Genomic DNA, 18,127 nt, shown 5'->3' on the forward strand with positions numbered 1-18,127 from the left:
GTGTTCACTCGGGAGTGGGACGGCGCGGGGCAGCGCCCCGGGCCTCGGCGGTCAGACGATGAGGTGGGGGAGGAAGCGGGCGCCCTGGTGGGTGATCGGGCTGTCGTCGGTCTCGCGGATGCCGAGGCCGGCGGCCTCGCCGTCGACGACCCAGGTGCCGAGCACCGGGCGGTTGCCGTCGAAGTCGGGCAGCGGGTGCAGCTGCTGGTAGCAGTGGCCCTCGGCGCCGTAGCGGTCCGGGTCGCCGGCCCAGTCGGCGAGCCTGGTCTCCCGGCCGCCGGGTTCGACGATCCGCACGCCCGCGCCCTCGCGGCCGAGCAGCGGCTTGGCGGCGTAGCCGGGGCCGTCCGGGTCGGCGAGCTCGCGCGGGCCGTCCAGGTAGGCGGGCAGCAGGTTGGGGTGTCCCGGGTACAGCTCCCAGAGGACGGCCAGCAGGGCCTTGTTGGAGAGCAGCATCTTCCAGGCCGGCTCGATCCACAGGGTGGAGCCGGTGGAACCGCCGAGGTCGATGACGTCCAGCAGCTGCTCGCCGAACTCGTCGGAGACCAGCCACTCCCAGGGGTAGAGCTTGAAGGCGGAGCGGACGAAGCGGTGCTCGAGGTCGACGAAGCGGCCGGACAGGCCGTCCCAGCCGATGTCCTCCACGGCGATGCCGACCGTTTCGATGCCCGCCTGCTCGGCGCACTCCTGGAGGTAGAGGGTGGTCATCCAGTCCTCGCCCTCGGTGTCGCCGCGCGAGTGCGCGAAGTGCACCGGACCGGACGGCAGCAGGTGCTTCTGCCGGGCCCAGGCTGCCACCAGCCGCTCGTGCAGCGAGTTCCACTGGTCGGCGTGCGGGAACCGCTCCTCCATCCAGAACCACTGCGGACCGGCCGCCTCGATCAGCGAGGTCGGGGTGTCGGCGTTGTACTCGAACAGCTTCGCCGGGCCGGTGCCGTCGAACGCGAGGTCGAACCGCCCGTAGAGGGAGGGCTGTTCGTCGCGGCGGTGCCAGGACTCGGTGACGGCGGCGACCAGCCGGGGGTCGGTGATGCCGTACTCGGCGAAGCGGCCGGTGCGCACCACGTGGCCGGCGGCGGCCAGCGACATCGCGTGCAGCTCCTCGACCACCTCCTCCAGCGCCTCCACCTCGGGCAGCGAGAACTCGTAGTACGCGGACTCGTCCCAGTAGGCGTGCGGGCCGCCCTGGTTGCACGGGTCCGAGCACATCGCGTAGATCAGGCCCTGGCCCTCGACGGTCGTCAGCCAGTCCGGGCGGGGTTCGACGGTACGGCGGCGCACGGCGGATCAGCCTCCGCCGGAGCCGCTGGAGCCGGCCGGGCAGCCGAAGCCGCCGCGCTTGGTGGCGGCCTTGTCGAAGGTGCCGCCGACGGCGTCGGTGGCGCCGGAGCCGCAGTAGTACCAGCGGCCGGCGGTGGCTCCGGCGGCCTTGCCGCCGGAGCAGGAGTGGCTGTCGAGGACCTTGAGGGTGGTCGGGTCGACGCAGCGGCTCGGCGGGTTGCCGCCGGAGGAGGAAGAGCAGCCGGAGAGCGCGAGCGCGAGGGTGCCGACCATGCCCAGCGCGACGAACCCGGACCGGCGGCGGGTGCCGGGGCCGGGGGCGCCGGACTCCGCGGTGTCCGGTCTCGGGGCGGGGCTGGCGGGCGGCGGCTGCGTCATGGCGTCCGATGGTACGCGTGGGCCGGGATGGTACGGGAGGGACCCCGGTTCCCGGTCCGGATCCGGCCCCGATGCGTTATCTTTTGCCGATCCTTGACCGCGGGACCGGGCCCCACGCGGGCGGCCGCCCCGACGAGGAGCGACCTGCGACACGGACCCGGGGGGCTGGACAACCCATGAACGACATCCTGCACGGACTCGGCGCGGCGGCGGTCTTCGGCGGCGTCGGCGTCGTCCTGCTGCTGCTCGGCATCCTCCTCGTGGACGCCCTCACGCCGGGGCGGCTGGGCCACCAGATCTGGGTGGAGCGCAACCGCAACGCCGCCGTGCTGCTCAGCTCGGCGCTGCTGGGCATCGGCGGCATCGTCTTCACCGCGATCCTCTACACCTACGAGGACTTCGGGAAGGGCCTGCTCTCCACGGCCTGCTTCGGGGTGCTCGGCCTGGTGCTGATGGCGGTCGCGTTCTGGGTGGTGGACGTGCTGACGCCGGGCAAGCTGGGCGCGATCCTGGTCGACCCGGAGCCGCACCCGGCGGTCTGGGTGACCGCCAGCTGCAACCTCGCGGTCGCGGCGATCGTGTCGGCCTCGATCGCCTGACCTTCCGCGGGGCCGGAAGCTTCCCCGGGGCCGGGAGCACGCGCCCGGACGGCGCCCGCTACGCCCGGACGGCGCCCGCTACGCCCGGACGGCGCCCGCTACGCCGGGGCGGCCGCCTCCTCGGCGCCGTCCAGCGCGTGCCGCCTGCCCCAGGCGCCCAGCGGGGCCAGCGCCTCGTTGAGCCGCCGCCCGGCCGCCGTGAGGGAGTACTCGACCCGCGGCGGCACCTCGTCGAACGAGGCGCGGTGCACGACGCCGTCCGCCTCCAGCTCGCGCAGATGGGCGGCGAGCACCTTCTCGGTGATCCCGGGCACGTGGCGGCGCAGCTCGCCGAAGCGCAGGCTCGGCCGCTCGCCGAGGGCCCAGAGGATCAGCACCTTCCACTTGCCGCCGATCACGTCCATCGCGGCGTCGATCCCGCACACGTACGCGCCGGGCCTCGGTGTCGTCGCCATGCCCTGCCCCCGCCCCTCCGCCGGCCTGCTCGCTCACCTCAGGGTAACCACCAACTCCCAAGTGCGTACTTGAGCAGGTCGGTGGCGGGCGACGAGCCTGGTGGGCATGACGACGAACGACACCGGGACCCGCCCCGCGACCACCGTCCCCGCCCCGCTCACCCTGCTCGGCCTCGGTGCGATGGGCACCGCGCTGGCCGACGCCTGGCTGTCGGCCGGGCACCCGCTCACGGTCTGGAACCGCACCGCCGCCCGCGCCGAACCGCTCGCCGCGAAGGGTGCCACGACCGCGGCGACCCCGGCCGCGGCGGTCGCCGCCAACCGGCTGGTGGTGGTCTGCCTGCTGGACGACGAATCGGTCGGGGAGGCCCTGGCCGGGGCCGACCTGACCGGCAAGGACCTCGTGAACCTGGTGACCGGCACCCCCGGCACGGCCCGTGCCCGGGCCGCCTGGGCGGCCGCCCGGGGTGCCCGCTACCTGGACGGCGGCATCATGGCCGTGCCGCCGATGATCGGTGTCCCGCAGGCAGGCCCGTACGTGTTCTACAGCGGCTCGCGCGAGCTGTTCGAGGAGCACCGGGAGACCCTCGCCGTCCCGGCCGGTACCCGCTGGGTCGGCGAGGACGCCGGTTTCGCCGCGCTGCACGACGTGGCGCTGCTGAGCGCGATGTACGGGATGTTCGCGGGGGTCGCGCACGCCTTCGCGCTGGTACGGGACGAGGCCGTCGACCCGGGCGCGCTGGCGCCGCTGCTCTCCTCCTGGCTCACCGCGATGACCGGCTCGGTCGCGACCACGGCGCGGCAGCTGGCGGCGGGGGACTACACCGGGGGTGTCGTCTCCGACCTGGCGATGCAGGTCGCGGGCGTGCCGACCTTCCTGCGCACCGCCGAGGAGCAGGGTGTGAGCGCCGAACTGCTCACGCCCTACTTCGACCTGATGCGGCGGCGGCTGGAGGCCGACGCGCGCAACGGGGCCGAGGACCTCACCGGGGTGGTCGACCTGCTGCGCGGGTGACCGGGGTGGCCCCGGGTGGCTCGTCCGGCCGCCCGGTGCTCAGCCGGCCGCCGGGCGGTCGCCCTCCGGCCGGCGGCGGAGGGCCGGTTCGGTGAGGGCCCGGGGCTGCCAGACCCCGTCCGGGTGGTAGACGTTGGTGCCGGGCGGGACGATCGCGTCGATCCGGTCCAGGGTCGCGTCGTCCAGGACGAGGTCGGCGCCCTTGAGGGCCGCCTCCAGCTGGCCCCGGGTGCGCGGGCCGATGATCACCGAGGTCACCGCCGGGTGCGCGAGCGGGAAGGCCAGGGCGAGTTCGGGCAGGGTGCGGCCGAGGCCCTCGGCGACGGCGGTCAGCTCCTCGACGGCGTCCAGCTTGGCCTGGTTCACCGGCAGCGCCGGGTCGAACCTGGCCGGCATCAGGGCGGCGCGACCGGTGCCCATGTCGATCGGTCGGTTCTTGCGGTAGCGGCCGGTGAGGAAGCCGGAGGCGAGCGGCGACCAGGTCAGCGCGCCCATGCCGAGCCGCCGCACGGTCGGCAGCACGTCCCGCTCGATGCCGCGCGCGAGCAGCGAGTACGGCGGCTGCTCGGTCCGGAACCTCGGCAGGCCGCGCCGCTCCGCGACGTGGTGGGCCTCGACGAGGTCCTCGGCGGGGAAGGTCGAGCAGCCGAAGGCGAGGATCTTGCCGGCCCGCACCAGGTCGCCGAGCACGGCGAGGGTCTCCTCGATGTCCGTGCCGGGGTCGGGCCGGTGCACCTGGTAGAGGTCGATCCGGTCGGTGCGCAGCCGCCGGAGGCTCTCCTCGACCTCGCGGACGATCCACCGGCGGGAGTTGCCGCTCCGGTTGCGGCCCTCGCCCATCGGGAAGTGCACCTTGGTGGCGAGCACGACGTCGTCACGGTCGCCGCGGGCCTGCAAGGCCTTGCCGACGATCTCCTCGGACTCGCCCCCCGAGTACATGTCGGCGGTGTCGACGAAGTTGATGCCGGCGTCGAGCGCGGTGTGGACGATCCGGGCGCAGTCGTCGTGGTCGGGGTTGCCGATGGCGCCGAACATCATGGTGCCGAGGCAGTAGGTACTGACCTCGATGCCGGTGCCGCCGAGGACGCGGTAGCGCATGGTGGTTCCTCCTGGGTCGTCGCTCGTGCGGGGTGCGGGGTGCGGGGTCGCGGGTGCCGACACTAGGAGTTGGAGTGCGCTCGAACGCAAGAGGCGCTTCGCCCCTCGGGCCGGAGAGTGTTGCCGAAACAGCAACGAAAGTTGCCTCCCGGAGGGTGGTCGACGCAGCCTGGCGGTGGAGGTGATCGCGATGAGCGACACACACAGCGACGTGCGCGTCCGGGCCGCCGAGGGCGGCTACGACGTGGTGGTGGTCGGCGGTGGCGCCGCCGGGCTGAGCACGGCCCTGGTCCTGGCCCGGGCCTGCCGCCGGGTGGCGGTGGTCGACGCCGGACAGCCGCGCAACGCCCCGGCCGCGCATCTGCGGGGCTACCTCACCCGCGACGGCATGCCGCCGGGAGAGCTGCTGGCGGCGGGCCGGGCCGAGCTGGCGGGCTACGGGGTGGATCTGCTCGACGGTCGGGTGGACCGGATCGTCCCGGTGCCGGGCGCCGGTGCCCCCGCCTTCGACGTCCACCCGGCCGGCGGTCGGCCCCTGCGGGCCCGCCGGGTGGTGGTCGCCACCGGTCTGCGCGACGGGCTTCCCGGACTCCCGGGCCTGGCCGCCCGCTGGGGCCGCGACGTGTTGCACTGCCCCTACTGCCACGGCTACGAGGTGCGCGACCGGCCGCTCGGGGTGCTCGGCACCGCCCCGGGTTCGGTCGGGCAGGCGCTGCTGCTGCGCCAGTGGTCGGCGGACGTCGTCCTGCTCGCGCACACCCTGGACCTCTCCGCGGACGACCGGGCCCGGCTCGGCGCCCGGGGTGTGCGGGTCGTCGAGGCCGAGGCCGTGCGGGTGGTCGTCGCGGACGACCGGCTGCTGGGCGTCGGACTGGCGGACGGTGCGGTCGTGCCGTGCGAGGCGCTGTTCCTCGTCCCGCACCTGGTGGCCCGGGACGCGCCGCTCTTCGGCCTGGACTGCGACCGGGACGCGAGCGGCTGGGTCGCCACCGACCGGGCGGGCCGTACCGGGGTGCCCGGGGTATGGGCGGTGGGCAATGTCACCGACCCGCGCGCCCAGGTGATCACCGCCGCCGGAGCCGGGTCCGCGGCCGCCGTCGCGCTCAACCACGACCTGGTCGAGGAGGACACCGAGCGGGCGCTCGCCGCCGTCACCGCCGTCACCGCCGTCACCGCCGACAGCACCAGCAGGACCAGCAGCACCGCCGCCGTCGCCGCACCGGCGCGGTGACCACCCACCTCGAAGGAACGGAGTACCCGATGACCGGGCACACCCACCAGCACGGCCACCAGCACGGGCAGCAGACCGCTCAGCAGCACGGCCACGACCACGGCCACCAGCACGGCCACGACCACGGCCACGACGGCGACTTCGACTGGGACGCCCTCGCCGTCCACCTGGAGCGCGAGGCCGACCTCCAGTCCCCGGCCGTCACCGAGGCCGCGCACTGGTTGCGCGGACTGCTCGAGGACACCCCCGTCCGGCGGGTGCTCGACGTGGGCAGCGGGCCCGGGGTGATCGCCGGAGTGCTCGCGGAGACCTTCCCGGCCGCCGAGGTGGTCGCGGTCGACCGGTCGGCCGCCCTGCTCGAGCGGGCCCGGATCCGTTCGGTCGGCCGCGTCGGCACCCGACAGGCCGACCTGCCGGGGGACTTCGGCACCCTGGGCAGTGCCGAGCTGATCTGGTCCGGCAACGCGATCCACCATCTCGGCGACCAGCAGGCCGCGTTGACCGCCCTGGCCGGGACGCTGCGCCCCGGCGGCCTGCTGGCCGTGGCCGAGCGCGGTCTGCCCGCCCGTTACCTCCCGCGCGACCTCGGCCTCGGCCGTCCCGGCCTCCAGGCCCGGCTGGACGCGGCGCACGAGGAGGCGTTCGCGCAGATGCGCGAGGACACTCCCGGCGCGGTCGCGGTGGTGGAGGACTGGCCGGCCATGCTGGCCGCGGCCGGGCTGGTGCCGAGCGGCACCCGGACCTTCCTGGTCGACCGTCCGGCCCCGCTGGACACCGCGGCCCGCGAGTTCCTGCACGTCCAGCTCTCCCGCCGGCGCGGGCAGTTGGACACCCGGCTGGACGCGGACGACCTGGCGGTCCTGGACGCCCTGCTGGACCGGGAGGCGCCCACCGGCATCCTGGCCCGGCCGGACGCCTTCTACCTGACCGCGGTCACCGTCCACACCGCCCGGGCGGCCGGTGACCGATGACCGGTGGCGAAGTGGGAACGGGGGCTCACCGGTCGGGCTTGCGGTGCCGTCCGGTGCCCTTCCGCAGCAGCGGCACCGGAGTGTCCGCCTGCGGGAACACCGGCCCCGGCGCGGACCCGGGCGCGGACCCGGGCGCGGACCCGGGCGCGGACCCGGGCGCGGACCCGGCCCCGGGGCGGACGATCAGCGGGTAGGCCTCGGCGTAGTTCTCGGCCACCGCGACCGGCTGCCAGGCGTGGCCGTCCCACTCGACCACGAGGCGTGGCACGTCCTGGAAGAGGTGCGCCGCGCGCCGGGGGCCGGGAGCGAGGGTGATCGCGTCCCTGGTCCCCGGCGCCCGGCGGCGGCGCGCCCGCTCGGCGTACCACTCGGCCAGCGGCCGGTCGGCCGGTGACCCCTCCTCGGCGTCCATCGTCCGCGCCTCCCTCGGGTGTCGGTCGGGGACGGCCAGTCTTGCCGATCGGCACCCGGCCGGGCGATTCCACGATCGGGTGAAAACGCCTCCGGCGAGCGGAGGTCAGAGCCCGGAGGCGAGCTTCAGGGTGACCGCGCCGGCGATGATCGCGGCGAAGGACACCAGCTTGGGCAGGGTGATCCGCTCCTTGAAGATCAGCGCGCCGAACACCACCGTGCCGATCGAGCCGAGGCCCGTCCAGATCGTGTAGCCGACGCCCACGTCCAGGGTGCGCAGGGCGAGGCTCAGTGTGTAGATGCCGCCCGCGGCGGCGGTCAGGGTGAGCACGGAGGGCCAGAGTCGGGTGAAGCCCTTGGTGGCATTGGTACCGAGTGCGAAGACGATCTCGAAGACGACGGCGACTGCCAGGTAGGCCCAGGCCATGACGGTTCAACTCCTTGGTGCGGGTGAGGTTGCCGGTGCCGGTGCCGGTGCCGGTGCGGAGGGTCGGTGCGGAGGGTCGGTGCGGAGGGTCGGTCGGGATTCAGGCGGTGGCGGACGCGGGCCCGGGGGCGGTGGTCTGCGCGGCAGCACCGCGGCTGCTCAGCCGGTCGGCGAGCTTGAGGCCGAGCACCCCGCCGATGATGAGGACGAAGGCGAGGGCCTTCCCGGCGTTCATCTCCTCGTCGAAGATCAGCGTGCCGAGGACGACCGTGCCGACCGAGCCGATGCCGGTCCAGACGGTGTAGCCGACGCCGACGTCGAGGGTGCGCAGCGCGAGGCTGAGGAAGAAGATCCCGCCGGCGGCCGCGGCGGCCGTCAGCAGGGACGGGCCGAGTTCGGTGAAGCCGTGGGTGGCGTTGGTGGCGAGGGCGAAGACGACCTCGAAGACGGCGGCGACGAGCAGGTGGATCCAGGCCATGGGACGAGCCCCCCGAGTAGTTGTTGCATGTATGTGCAAACAGTTTCTGCTGGGCAAGAGCATGCATGTACAAGTAATCTGATGTCAACCACCCAGCCCGGACAGGGAGGAACCCCCGTGCCCACCGCCCCCGACGCCACCCCGTCCGACGCCCCCGACGGCGCGGCCGACGCCCGTATGTGGCACCGGCTCACCGCCCTGCACGCCCAGGTCGAGGGCCGGCTCGCCACCGTCCTGCAGCGGCGGCACGGCCTCGGGCTCTCCGAGTACCGCGCCCTCGGCCTGCTCGCCGAGGCGCCCAAGTCCGAGCTGCGGATGCAGGAACTCGCCACCGGCCTCGGCCTCAACCAGAGCTCGGTGACCCGGCTGGTCGCCCGGCTCGGCGCCGCCGACTTCACCTACCGGGACCTCTGCCCGGACGACAAGCGCGGCGTCTACACCGTGCTCACCGACGCCGGCCGGACCCGCCACCGGGAGGCCCGCGCCACCTACGAGGAGGCTCTCACCGGTGCCCTCGACGAGGCCGCCGTCGGAGCTCCCGAACTGGCCCCGCTGCTGAGCAGCGCGCGCGGCGCCCTGGGCTGAACCCGCGCGCCTCTCCCTCCCCCACGGAAACGAGGCTCGGCCGCCCCTCCCGTTCGTGGGAGGGGCGGCCGAGCGGTTGGTGCCGGGCTCCGCCGCGCGGGCGGCCGCCTACTGACGGCTGCCTACTGGCCGCGCGCCTACTCGCCGCCGCCGAAGCGGGCGCTCCAGGCGGCCAGGTCCTCGTCCGTGATCTTCGCGAACAGCACCGGCGGCACGGTGAACGGCGTCCCCGCCGGGACCGCGTCCAGCGACCGGGCCCCGGCCGCGTCCACCCAGTCGAGGGTGCGCGCCGGAGCGTCGGCCGGCAGCGCGAACGCCTCGCGCATCGCCTGTGCCGCCGTCGGGACGAACGGCTCGGAGACCACCGCGTACAGGTGGATCAGGTTCATCGCCGTGCGCAGCGTCAGCGCCGCCGCCTCCGGGTCGGTCTTCACCTGCAGCCAGGGCGCCTTCTCGTCCAGGTAGGCGTTGCCCGCGCTCCACAGCGCGCGCAGACTCTGCGTCGCCTTGCGGAAGTTGAGCGCCTCCAGCTGGGTCTCGTAGTCGGCCAGCAGCTCCGCGATCTGCGCGCCCAGCCGCTCCTCGGCCTCGCCCGCCGCGTGCCCGGCGGGCACCTCGTCGCCGAACCGCTTGCGGCTGAACGACAGCACCCGGTTGACGAAGTTGCCGAGGGTGTCGGCGAGGTCCTTGTTGACCACGGAGGCGAAGAGGTCCCAGGTGAAGCTGGAGTCGTCCGACTCGGGCGCGTGCGCCATCAGGAACCAGCGCCAGTAGTCGGCCGGCAGCAGCTCCAGCGCGACGTCGGTGAAGATGCCCCGCTTCTGGCTGGTGGAGAACTTCCCGCCGTAGTACGTCAGCCAGTTGAAGGCCTTGACGTAGTCGACCTTCTTCCACGGCTTGCGCGAGCCGAGGATCGTCGCCGGGAACATCACGGTGTGGAACGGGACGTTGTCCTTGGCCATGAACTCGGTGTAGCGGACGGTGTCGTCGGCCTCGTACCACCAGGACTTCCAGTCCCGCAGCTCGCCGGCCGGGGCCGCGTCCGACCACTCCTTGGTCGCGCCGATGTACTCGATCGGGGCGTCGAACCAGACGTAGAAGACCTTGCCCGAGGCCGCCAGTTCCGGCCACACATCGGCGGGCACCGGCACGCCCCACTCCAGGTCGCGGGTGATCGCCCGGTCCTGGAGGCCCTCGGTCAGCCACTTGCGGGCGATCGAGGAGGCCAGCACCGGCCACTCGTCGGCGTGCGCGGCGACCCAGTCCTCCACCTGCCCGGTCAGCTTCGACTGGAGCAGGAACAGGTGCGTGGTCTCCCGCACCTCCAGGTCGGCGCTGCCGCTGATGGCCGAGCGCGGCTCCAGCAGGTCGGTCGGGTCGAGCACCCGGGTGCAGTTCTCGCACTGGTCGCCGCGCGCCTTGTCGTAGCCGCAGTGCGGGCAGGTGCCGACGATGTAGCGGTCCGGCAGGAAGCGGCCGTCGGTGTTGGAGTACACCTGGCGGATCGCCCGCTCCTCGATGAAGCCGTTGGCGTGCAGCTCGCGGGCGATCTCCTGGGTGATCTCCCGGTTCTGCGGGGAGGAGCTGCGGCCGAAGTGGTCGAACGACAGCCGGAAGCCGTCGTACACCGCCTTCTGCTGCTCGTGCGCCCGCGCGCAGAACTCGGCCACCGGCAGCCCGGCCTCCTGCGCGGCCAGTTCGGCCGGGGTGCCGTGCTCGTCGGTCGCGCAGATGTAGAGCACCTCGTGGCCGCGCAGGCGCAGGTACCGCGAGTAGACGTCCGCGGGCAGCATGGACCCGACCATGTTGCCCAGGTGCTTGATCCCGTTGATGTACGGAAGGGCGCTGGTGATCAGGTGCCGAGCCATCCTCGGATGCTCCGATTTCTCCCGCACGCACCCCGGTCCCGGAGTGCCGTGACGGGTGCAGGCTCTGGGGCGGCGGCGGGAACCGGGCACAGTCGCCGACTCCCGGTCGGCCGGCCAGAGCGACGTTCCACTGTGGGCTGCGCAATCCTATCCAAGCCGCCCCCGCCCCTTCGCCCGCATTTTCCGGGGTCGGAAGCTCCCCGCGCCGGTGCGGGAGGTCGGCCGCTCCGACTTCCCGCGCGGGCGGCGATGACCGGCGAACAGTGGGTGCCGGCCCACCGGTGCTCGGCGGCGAACCGTTCCGGGGGCGGGGAAGGTGGCGGTGTCCATCGTGCCGGTGCCCCCTCGCGGGGCGCGAGGGGGCGCCTGGAGAGCGTGCTAGGCGACGAAGTGGTCGAACTCCCCGGCCTTCACGCCGAGGACGAAGGCGGCCCACTTGCGGGGGGTGGTGCGGACGATGACGGCGTCGTTCTTGGGGTCGCGGAGCTCGACCATGCCGTTGACGGTGCGGATCTCGAGGGCGTCCTCGCCCTCGCCGCCGGGGGCGGCCTTCTGCCAGGTCTCCAGGTCCATGGTGCTCGGGTCCCTTCAGGGGTGGGGTCAGCGGTGGGTGAAGTGGTCGGACCCGCCGCGCTCGACGCCTTCGAGCCGGGGCGCTGTCGGCGCACGCCGGGCGACAGGGGTGGTGGCATGCGTGCCCCTCCTCGACCGGGGCCTTCGGTGCAGTGTGCCGTGCCGTGGACGGCGGGTCCACCGAGCGCCGTCCGTCGCACTCGAACTCCGTTGCGGCTGCCTGCACATCGCCCTGCACATCGCCCGTCGCCGACGGATCCACCGCCGTGCCCGCCGCGCCCGCCGCACCCGAGCCGGAAATGGCTCGAACGTGCGGTCGGGGGCTTGACCTCGTCGCCGCTTTGGCCGATGACTGGGGTGTGGAACTCATCGGGGTGTGCGGCAAGGCGGTCCGGGCCGTGGCGGCGGTCGATCGCTGATGGCCGTGGTGTTGCTGACGGGCCTGTTGGTCTCGGTGGTCTTCGTCGGGGTGGTGGCGCAGATCATCGCGACCCGTCAGCCGCGCGAGAGACACCTGACCAAGCGGGACCTCGCCGACAAGTAGCGCTCAGCCCGCGGCGAGCCGCTGCTCCAGCCGGTCCTTCGCGGCCGGCCACTCCTCGCGCAGCATCGAGAAGTACGCGGTGTCGCGCCAGACGCCGGTGGCACGCCGCTTCTCGCGCCGGTGGACGCCCTCGAACTGCGCGCCCAGCCGCTGGATCGCGTTGCGCGAGCGGTCGTTGAGCGCGTCGGTCTTCCAGAACACCCGGCCCATCCCCAGCTCCTCGAAGGCGTGGACGAGCAGCAGCAGCTTGGCCTCGGTGTTCACCGCCGTGCGCCACACCGACCGCGCGTACCAGGTGCCGCCGATCTCGACCAGCTCGTCCTCCGCGTCGAACGCGTAGTAGCCGGTGACGCCGACGGCCCGCCCGCTCGCGAGCTCGATCACGGCGAACTTCACGGCGTTCCCGGCCGCCACCTCGCCGAGCCGGACGTCCAGGATCGCGCCCAGCTCCTCCTCCGACCCGGGCGCGCTGAACGGGACCCAGCGCCACACCTCGGGGTCCGGGCCGACGGTGTCCCACAGGTCGGACAGGTGCCGGCGGTCCAGCGGCTCCAGACGGATGTGGCGGCCGGTGAGGGTGGTGGGGGAGGGAAGCTTCGCGGTCATGATCGAAAGGTAACCCTTGAATGCACTAGATGCAACGAATAGCTGCCTTAGTGCAAAAGCCCCCAGGCAGCGGAAAGGCCCCGCGGGAGAACCCGCGGGGCCCTGCTCGGCCAGCCGTGAGGCAGCCGTGAGGCCTAGACGAACGAGTTGATCTGGATCGTCTCGTACCGGCCCGGGCCGACGCCGATGGCGGAGATCGGGGCGCCCGACATCTCCTCCAGCGCCTTCACGTACGCCTGGGCGTTCTTCGGCAGCTCGGCGAAGGTCTTCGCCCCGCTGATGTCCTCGGTCCAGCCCGGCAGCGTCTCGTAGATCGGCTTCGCGTGGTGGAAGTCCGACTGGTTGTACGGCAGCTCCTCGACCCGGCGGCCGTCGATCTCGTACGCGACGCAGACCGGGATCTGCTCCCAGCCGGTCAGCACGTCCAGCTTGGTGAGGAAGAAGTCGGTGAGGCCGTTGACCCGGGTCGCGTAGCGGGCGATCACCGCGTCGAACCAGCCGCAGCGGCGGTCACGGCCGGTGGTGACGCCGCGCTCGCCGCCGATCCGGCGCAGCGCCTCGCCGTCCTCGTCCAGCAGCTCGGTCGGGAACGGGCCGGAGCCGACGCGCGTGGTGTAGGCCTTGAGGATGCCGATGACCCGGTCGATCTTGGTGGGGCCGATGCCGGAACCGGTGCAGGCGCCGCCCGAGGTCGGGTTGCTGGAGGTGACGAACGGGTACGTGCCGTGGTCGACGTCCAGCAGGGTGCCCTGGCCGCCCTCGAGCAGGACGACCTTGCCGGCCTTCAGCGCCTCGTCCAGGACCAGGGTGGTGTCGGCCAGGAACGGCTTGATCTTGTCCGCGTAGCCGAGGTACTCCTCGAGCACCAGCTCGGCGGGGATCGCGCGGCGGTTGTAGAGCTTGACCAGGAGCTGGTTCTTGTCGTGCAGCGCCGCTTCGATCTTCTGCTGGAGGATCGACTCGTCGAAGAGGTCCTGCACCCGGATGCCGACGCGGTTGATCTTGTCCGCGTAGGTCGGGCCGATGCCGCGGCCGGTGGTGCCGATCCGGCGCTTGCCGAGGAAGCGCTCGGTGACCTTGTCCAGGGTGCGGTGGTACGGCGTGATCAGGTGGGCGTTGCCCGAGATCAGCAGCTTGGAGGTGTCGATGCCGCGCTCGTCCAGGCCGCTGAGCTCGGAGAGCAGCACGCCCGGGTCGATCACGACGCCGTTGCCGATGACCGGCGTGACGTTCGGGCTGAGGATGCCGGAAGGCAGGAGGTGCAGCGCGTACTTCTGGTCGCCGATGACCACCGTGTGACCGGCGTTGTTGCCGCCCTGGTAGCGGACGACGTAGTCGACGGAGCCGCCGAGGAGGTCGGTCGCCTTCCCCTTGCCCTCGTCTCCCCACTGAGCGCCAACGAGCACGAGTGCCGGCACAGGCGTACACCCCTTCCGGTTGGGGCATCCTGCGTAGGCCGCAGTCTGCCCCGAGATAGACGAAGCCCCTGGCGCAATAGCGCAAGGGGCTCTTGCACCGAGAGATTACCTGAGGAAGGACCGGTTGTGTCGTCCCTGTCCACGCCCGCAACCGGCGGCCCGGAGCCGCTTCTCCTGCTCCTCGACCCGGCGGCCCGGCAGTCCGACGGGGAGTCGGTGCGGATCGCGAAGGACGTTCTCTCCGGTGGGACGGACGTCAAGGTGGCCTGTCCGGAGACGCCTTCCGAGCTCGATCGGGTGCTTTCGCACCGGGGTCGGAGGCGACCGGTGGTGATCGGTTCCGACCTCGCGCTGCAACGGGTGCTCCAAGCGCTGTACCGCCAACGCGAGCTGGGCGCCGACCCGGTGGGCCTGGTGCCGGTCGGCCGGCCGGAGGAGCTGGCGGCGGCCCGGGTGCTCGGGGTGCCGGGCGCGCCGGTCGCCGCGGCGCGCGCCGTGCTGACCGGCGCCGCCCGGAAGCTGGACCTGCTGGTGGACGACGGCGGCGGGGTGGCGCTCGGAGGGGTGCGGATCTCGGGCGGCGGGACGCGGCGCCCGGCGGGCCGTCCCGGCGGATGGCGTTCGCTATGGGCGAAACTGGCTGCGGCCGAGCAGGCGACCGCACTCACCCCGGAACCGACCGGCGCGGGCGCCGGACCGGACGAGGTCGGCGGGGGGAGCGTCCGGGCCGGCCGGAGCACCCGGGCGGGCCGGAGCGGACCGGCCGGCCGACCGGAGCGGGTCGAGCCGGCCAGGGGCGAGCACAGCGCCCGGCTGCGGGTCGAGGCCGACGGCCGGCTGCTCGCCGACGTGCACCGGCCGGTCCGGGTGGTCCAGGTGACCCTGCCCTCCGGCGCGGCCGCCGGCGAGGGCGTGATGGAGATCGTGGTCCGCGCCCCGGGCGCCCTGCTGCGCGCCCGGGCCGCCAGCATCTCGGTGGCCGGCCGGGGCTTCGGCTACGAGGCGGACGGGCGCCCGGTCGGCCCGGTGCGGGCCCGCACCTGGACGGTCCACGCCGGCTGCTGGGGGCTGCTGCTGCCGGTCACCCAGGACGCCCCCTAGCTGTCCCTGAGTCACACCCGGGCCGCCCCCGCCCCCTCCCCGCCCCGTCGGCGCGGCCCGTTGCGCCGGGTGAGCAGGCTCACGTTGGGCGAACGGCGGACCAACGCCGGGCGAAGCGCCCGCCGCGCGCGGAACACGCCAACGGGCGCGAACCACAAGGGCAAGCGCGCGGCCGCCGGATGCGGGAGTGCCGAAACCCGGGCCTGGTAAGGGGTTTTGTCTACGCGCGTTACCCGGAGCGGCCCGCGCGACAGCGGCCGCCCGGGGTCCGGAAGGCCGGGCCGACTGTCCTAGACTCGAAGGCGTGCCACGTGGTGACGGAAGACTCAACCACGATCTTCTTCCCGGTGAGAAAGGCCCCCAGGACGCTTGCGGCGTCTTCGGTGTCTGGGCTCCCGGCGAGGAGGTCGCCAAGCTCACGTTCTTCGGCCTTTACGCCCTGCAGCACCGCGGTCAGGAATCCGCGGGCATCGCAGTGAGCAATGGCTCCCAGATTCTCGTCTTCAAGGACATGGGACTCGTCTCCCAGGTCTTCGACGAGGCCTCCCTGGGGTCGTTGCACGGGCATATCGCCGTCGGACACGCCCGCTACTCGACCACCGGTTCCTCGGTCTGGGAGAACGCCCAGCCGACCTTCCGGGCGACCGTGCACGGCTCCCTGGCCCTCGGTCACAACGGAAACCTGGTGAACACCGCCGAACTGGCGGCCATGGTCGCCGAACTCCCCGGCGAGGAGCACGTCTCCCGCTCCGGGCGGTCGGCCGCGACCAACGACACCGACCTGGTGACCGCGCTGCTCGCCGGCCACCCGGACCTCTCCATCGAGGAGACGGCCAAGGTCGTCCTGCCCAAGGTGAAGGGCGCGTTCTCGCTCGTCTTCATGGACGAGAACACGCTCTACGCCGCCCGCGACCCGCAGGGCATCCGCCCGCTGGTCCTGGGCCGGCTGGAGCGCGGCTGGGTGGTCGCCTCCGAGACGGCGGCGCTGGACATCTGCGGCGCCTCCTTCATCCGCGAGGTCGAACCCGGCGAGCTCATCGCCATCGACGAGAACGGCATGCGGACCTCCCGCTTCGCCGAGGCCAAGCCCAAGGGCTGCGTCTTCGAGTACGTCTACCTCGCCCGCCCCGACACCTCCATCGCCGGCCGCAACGTGCACCTCTCCCGGGTGGAGATGGGCCGCCGCCTGGCGAAGGAGGCCCCGGTCGAGGCCGACCTGGTGATAGCGACCCCCGAGTCCGGCACCCCGGCCGCGATCGGCTACGCCGAGGCCAGCGGGATCCCGTACGGCTCCGGCCTGGTGAAGAACGCCTACGTCGGCCGCACCTTCATCCAGCCCAGCCAGACCATCCGCCAGCTCGGCATCCGGCTGAAGCTGAACCCGCTGCGCGAGGTCATCCAGGGCAAGCGCCTGGTCGTCGTGGACGACTCGATCGTCCGCGGCAACACCCAGCGCGCGCTGGTGAAGATGCTCCGCGAGGCGGGCGCGGCCGAGGTCCACATCCGGATCTCCTCCCCGCCGGTCAAGTGGCCGTGCTTCTTCGGCATCGACTTCGCGACCCGCGCGGAGCTGATCGCCAACGGCATGACCATCGAGGAGATCGGCCGCACCCTCGGCGCGGACTCGCTCTCCTACATCTCGATCGACGGCATGATCGAGGCCACCAAGCAGCCGAAGGACCGGCTCTGCCGGGCCTGCTTCGACGGCGAGTACCCGATGGAGCTGCCCGACCCGGCGCTGCTCGGCAAGCTCCTGCTGGAGGCCGAGATCAAGGGCGGCCAGCAGGCCCCCGCGGTCCGCGGCAAGCCGACCAGCGGCAGCGACCTGGACGGCGTCCAGTCGCTGCTCGGCGGGGCGGGCGCGGCCGACGCGCTGCGCCGCCCGTAAGAACCCTCGGTGGGGTCCCGCGATCCGGGACCCCACCGCTGTTCCGTCCCCCACCACAGACCCGAAAGGGCCGCACAGCAGTGACTACCGACCAGAACGGTGCCACCTACGCCGCCGCCGGCGTCGACATCGAGGCGGGCGACCGCGCCGTCGAGCTCATGAAGCAGTGGGTGAAGAAGGCCAACCGCCCCGAGGTCGTCGGCGGTCTCGGCGGCTTCGCCGGCCTCTTCGACGTCTCCGCCCTCAAGAACTACGAGCGGCCGCTGCTGGCCTCGGCCACCGACGGGGTGGGGACCAAGGTGGCCATCGCGGCCGCCATGGACAAGCACGACACGATCGGCCACGACCTGGTCGGCATGGTCGTCGACGACATCGTGGTCTGCGGCGCCGAGCCGCTGTTCATGACCGACTACATCTGCGTCGGCAAGGTCGTCCCGGAGCGGGTCGCCGCGATCGTCAAGGGCATCGCCGAGGGCTGCGCCCTGGCCGGCTGCGCCCTGGTCGGCGGCGAGACCGCCGAGCACCCGGGCCTGCTCGGGCCGGACGAGTACGACGTCGCGGGCGCCGGTACCGGTGTGGTCGAGGCGGACGCGCTGCTGGGCGCCGAGCGGGTCCGGGCCGGCGACGTGGTGATCGCGATGGCCGCCTCCGGTCTGCACTCCAACGGCTACTCGCTGGTCCGCCACGTGCTGCTGAACCAGGCCGGCTGGAAGCTGGACCGCAAGGTCGAGGAGTTCGGCCGCACCCTCGGCGAGGAGCTGCTCGAGCCGACCCGGATCTACTCGCTGGACTGCCTGGCGCTGATCCGGGCCGCCGAGGTGCACGCCTTCTCGCACGTCACCGGCGGCGGCCTGGCGGCCAACCTGGCCCGGGTGGTCCCGGCCGGGCTGCACGCCCGCCTGGACCGCGGCACCTGGACCCCGCTGCCGGTCTTCCGGACCGTCGCGGAGGTCGGCAAGGTGGCCACCCTGGAGATCGAGAAGACGCTGAACATGGGCGTCGGCATGGTCGCGGTCGTCCCGCCGCACTCGGTGGACACCGTGCTGTCGGTCCTGGAGGACCGCGGCGTGGAGTCCTGGGTGCTCGGCGACATCGTCGACCGCACCGCCGAGCACGCGGACGGCGCGGCCCTCTACAACGCCTACGAGGGCTTCGCGGCCGGCTGAGCACGGGGAACGCGAACACGAGGAGGCCCCGTCG

At 73.1% G+C, this 18,127-nt stretch carries 20 protein-coding genes; 9 read left to right on the plus strand and 11 right to left on the minus strand.

The genetic code is table 11. The features are described 5' to 3' along the window. Positions 1-51: 51 nt before the first annotated feature. Complete coding sequence (locus ACIPYS_RS23215) at positions 52-1,281, minus strand: glutathionylspermidine synthase family protein (protein WP_400748956.1); 1,230 nt, start codon at positions 1,279-1,281, stop codon at positions 52-54. A gap of 6 nt (positions 1,282-1,287) precedes the next feature. Next, the gene (locus tag ACIPYS_RS23220; protein ID WP_400748959.1) at positions 1,288-1,659 is read right to left on the minus strand and encodes a hypothetical protein; all 372 of its coding nucleotides are present in this window, start codon (positions 1,657-1,659) and stop codon (positions 1,288-1,290) included. Between the two features lie 176 nt (positions 1,660-1,835). On the opposite strand from ACIPYS_RS23220, the gene ACIPYS_RS23225 reads away from it, so the two are divergent. Beyond that, positions 1,836-2,258, plus strand: coding sequence for a DUF350 domain-containing protein (locus ACIPYS_RS23225; RefSeq protein WP_093861323.1), 423 nt, complete (start codon positions 1,836-1,838; stop codon positions 2,256-2,258). Positions 2,259-2,356: 98 nt separating this feature from the next. Here ACIPYS_RS23225 and ACIPYS_RS23230 read toward each other — a convergent pair whose 3' ends face one another. Further along, a complete protein-coding gene (locus tag ACIPYS_RS23230) occupies positions 2,357-2,713 on the minus strand; it encodes a helix-turn-helix domain-containing protein (RefSeq protein ID WP_093861324.1) in 357 nt (118 codons plus the stop codon). Between the two features lie 106 nt (positions 2,714-2,819). Between ACIPYS_RS23230 and ACIPYS_RS23235 the strand changes: the two genes are divergently transcribed. Next, positions 2,820-3,728 carry an NAD(P)-dependent oxidoreductase gene (locus tag ACIPYS_RS23235; RefSeq protein WP_400748963.1) on the plus strand — a complete coding sequence of 303 codons (909 nt, stop codon included), beginning with the start codon at positions 2,820-2,822 and terminating at the stop codon, positions 3,726-3,728. A 39-nt stretch (positions 3,729-3,767) separates the two neighbouring features. On the opposite strand, the gene ACIPYS_RS23240 is transcribed toward ACIPYS_RS23235, so the two are convergent. Beyond that, positions 3,768-4,826 carry an aldo/keto reductase gene (locus ACIPYS_RS23240; protein WP_400748966.1) on the minus strand — a complete coding sequence of 353 codons (1,059 nt, stop codon included), beginning with the start codon at positions 4,824-4,826 and terminating at the stop codon, positions 3,768-3,770. A 190-nt stretch (positions 4,827-5,016) separates the two neighbouring features. Between ACIPYS_RS23240 and ACIPYS_RS23245 the strand changes: the two genes are divergently transcribed. Both ACIPYS_RS23245 and ACIPYS_RS23250 read left to right on the plus strand, forming a co-directional pair. Beyond that, positions 5,017-6,057, plus strand: coding sequence for an NAD(P)/FAD-dependent oxidoreductase (locus ACIPYS_RS23245; protein WP_400748969.1), 1,041 nt, complete (start codon positions 5,017-5,019; stop codon positions 6,055-6,057). A gap of 29 nt (positions 6,058-6,086) precedes the next feature. Further along, positions 6,087-7,028 carry a class I SAM-dependent methyltransferase gene (locus ACIPYS_RS23250; protein WP_400748972.1) on the plus strand — a complete coding sequence of 314 codons (942 nt, stop codon included), beginning with the start codon at positions 6,087-6,089 and terminating at the stop codon, positions 7,026-7,028. Between the two features lie 25 nt (positions 7,029-7,053). On the opposite strand, the gene ACIPYS_RS23255 is transcribed toward ACIPYS_RS23250, so the two are convergent. The 3 genes from ACIPYS_RS23255 to ACIPYS_RS23265 form a co-directional block, all read right to left on the minus strand. Beyond that, a complete protein-coding gene (locus tag ACIPYS_RS23255) occupies positions 7,054-7,440 on the minus strand; it encodes a DUF6087 family protein (protein ID WP_400748975.1) in 387 nt (128 codons plus the stop codon). Between the two features lie 105 nt (positions 7,441-7,545). Continuing rightward, positions 7,546-7,866 carry a multidrug efflux SMR transporter gene (locus ACIPYS_RS23260; protein ID WP_093861328.1) on the minus strand — a complete coding sequence of 107 codons (321 nt, stop codon included), beginning with the start codon at positions 7,864-7,866 and terminating at the stop codon, positions 7,546-7,548. Between the two features lie 100 nt (positions 7,867-7,966). Next, positions 7,967-8,344, minus strand: a complete 378-nt coding sequence (locus ACIPYS_RS23265) for a DMT family transporter (protein ID WP_400748978.1) — start codon at positions 8,342-8,344, stop codon at positions 7,967-7,969. Positions 8,345-8,425: 81 nt separating this feature from the next. Between ACIPYS_RS23265 and ACIPYS_RS23270 the strand changes: the two genes are divergently transcribed. After that, positions 8,426-8,929: a MarR family winged helix-turn-helix transcriptional regulator gene (locus tag ACIPYS_RS23270; protein ID WP_400748980.1), complete on the plus strand. Its 504-nt coding sequence runs from the start codon at positions 8,426-8,428 to the stop codon at positions 8,927-8,929. A gap of 137 nt (positions 8,930-9,066) precedes the next feature. Here the strand turns inward: ACIPYS_RS23270 and metG are convergent, their stop codons facing one another. Continuing rightward, positions 9,067-10,797 carry a methionine--tRNA ligase gene (metG, locus tag ACIPYS_RS23275; protein ID WP_400748983.1) on the minus strand — a complete coding sequence of 577 codons (1,731 nt, stop codon included), beginning with the start codon at positions 10,795-10,797 and terminating at the stop codon, positions 9,067-9,069. A 378-nt stretch (positions 10,798-11,175) separates the two neighbouring features. After that, complete coding sequence (locus ACIPYS_RS23280; RefSeq protein ID WP_093861331.1) at positions 11,176-11,370, minus strand: DUF397 domain-containing protein; 195 nt, start codon at positions 11,368-11,370, stop codon at positions 11,176-11,178. A 418-nt stretch (positions 11,371-11,788) separates the two neighbouring features. Here ACIPYS_RS23280 and ACIPYS_RS23285 point away from each other — a divergent pair, with 418 nt between their 5' ends. Next, entirely contained in the window at positions 11,789-11,914 is a 126-nt protein-coding gene (locus tag ACIPYS_RS23285; protein WP_286158570.1) for a hypothetical protein, read from the plus strand. Between the two features lie 3 nt (positions 11,915-11,917). Here the strand turns inward: ACIPYS_RS23285 and ACIPYS_RS23290 are convergent, their stop codons facing one another. Next, complete coding sequence (locus ACIPYS_RS23290) at positions 11,918-12,520, minus strand: GNAT family N-acetyltransferase (RefSeq protein WP_093861332.1); 603 nt, start codon at positions 12,518-12,520, stop codon at positions 11,918-11,920. Between the two features lie 134 nt (positions 12,521-12,654). Continuing rightward, positions 12,655-13,938 carry an adenylosuccinate synthase gene (locus ACIPYS_RS23295; RefSeq protein WP_093861333.1) on the minus strand — a complete coding sequence of 428 codons (1,284 nt, stop codon included), beginning with the start codon at positions 13,936-13,938 and terminating at the stop codon, positions 12,655-12,657. 327 nt (positions 13,939-14,265) lie between these two features. Between ACIPYS_RS23295 and ACIPYS_RS23300 the strand changes: the two genes are divergently transcribed. The 3 genes from ACIPYS_RS23300 to purM all read left to right on the plus strand — a co-directional run bounded on the left by ACIPYS_RS23300 (position 14,266) and on the right by purM (position 18,093). Further along, positions 14,266-15,039 carry a diacylglycerol kinase gene (locus ACIPYS_RS23300; RefSeq protein ID WP_400748988.1) on the plus strand — a complete coding sequence of 258 codons (774 nt, stop codon included), beginning with the start codon at positions 14,266-14,268 and terminating at the stop codon, positions 15,037-15,039. 304 nt (positions 15,040-15,343) lie between these two features. Further along, entirely contained in the window at positions 15,344-16,927 is a 1,584-nt protein-coding gene (purF, locus tag ACIPYS_RS23305; protein ID WP_030306023.1) for an amidophosphoribosyltransferase, read from the plus strand. A gap of 80 nt (positions 16,928-17,007) precedes the next feature. Then, the gene (gene purM / locus ACIPYS_RS23310) at positions 17,008-18,093 is read left to right on the plus strand and encodes a phosphoribosylformylglycinamidine cyclo-ligase (RefSeq protein WP_093861334.1); all 1,086 of its coding nucleotides are present in this window, start codon (positions 17,008-17,010) and stop codon (positions 18,091-18,093) included. Positions 18,094-18,127: the final 34 nt, after the last annotated feature.

Origin of the sequence: Kitasatospora sp. NPDC089913 (assembly GCF_044748625.1) — a bacterium.
Classification (GTDB): domain Bacteria; phylum Actinomycetota; class Actinomycetes; order Streptomycetales; family Streptomycetaceae; genus Kitasatospora.

Excerpts from the sequence above, each read along its gene's own strand:
- ACIPYS_RS23220 (WP_400748959.1), bottom strand. The coding sequence starts at position 1,659 with ATGACGCAGCCGCCGCCCGCCAGCCCCGCCCCGAGACCGGACACCGCG.
- ACIPYS_RS23225 (WP_093861323.1), top strand. The coding sequence starts at position 1,836 with ATGAACGACATCCTGCACGGACTCGGCGCGGCGGCGGTCTTCGGCGGC.
- ACIPYS_RS23230 (WP_093861324.1), bottom strand. The coding sequence starts at position 2,713 with ATGGCGACGACACCGAGGCCCGGCGCGTACGTGTGCGGGATCGACGCC.
- ACIPYS_RS23235 (WP_400748963.1), top strand. The coding sequence starts at position 2,820 with ATGACGACGAACGACACCGGGACCCGCCCCGCGACCACCGTCCCCGCC.
- ACIPYS_RS23240 (WP_400748966.1), bottom strand. The coding sequence starts at position 4,826 with ATGCGCTACCGCGTCCTCGGCGGCACCGGCATCGAGGTCAGTACCTAC.
- ACIPYS_RS23245 (WP_400748969.1), top strand. The coding sequence starts at position 5,017 with ATGAGCGACACACACAGCGACGTGCGCGTCCGGGCCGCCGAGGGCGGC.
- ACIPYS_RS23250 (WP_400748972.1), top strand. The coding sequence starts at position 6,087 with ATGACCGGGCACACCCACCAGCACGGCCACCAGCACGGGCAGCAGACC.
- ACIPYS_RS23255 (WP_400748975.1), bottom strand. The coding sequence starts at position 7,440 with ATGGACGCCGAGGAGGGGTCACCGGCCGACCGGCCGCTGGCCGAGTGG.
- ACIPYS_RS23260 (WP_093861328.1), bottom strand. The coding sequence starts at position 7,866 with ATGGCCTGGGCCTACCTGGCAGTCGCCGTCGTCTTCGAGATCGTCTTC.
- ACIPYS_RS23265 (WP_400748978.1), bottom strand. The coding sequence starts at position 8,344 with ATGGCCTGGATCCACCTGCTCGTCGCCGCCGTCTTCGAGGTCGTCTTC.
- ACIPYS_RS23270 (WP_400748980.1), top strand. The coding sequence starts at position 8,426 with ATGTCAACCACCCAGCCCGGACAGGGAGGAACCCCCGTGCCCACCGCC.
- metG (WP_400748983.1), bottom strand. The coding sequence starts at position 10,797 with ATGGCTCGGCACCTGATCACCAGCGCCCTTCCGTACATCAACGGGATC.
- ACIPYS_RS23280 (WP_093861331.1), bottom strand. The coding sequence starts at position 11,370 with ATGGACCTGGAGACCTGGCAGAAGGCCGCCCCCGGCGGCGAGGGCGAG.
- ACIPYS_RS23285 (WP_286158570.1), top strand. The coding sequence starts at position 11,789 with ATGGCCGTGGTGTTGCTGACGGGCCTGTTGGTCTCGGTGGTCTTCGTC.
- ACIPYS_RS23290 (WP_093861332.1), bottom strand. The coding sequence starts at position 12,520 with ATGACCGCGAAGCTTCCCTCCCCCACCACCCTCACCGGCCGCCACATC.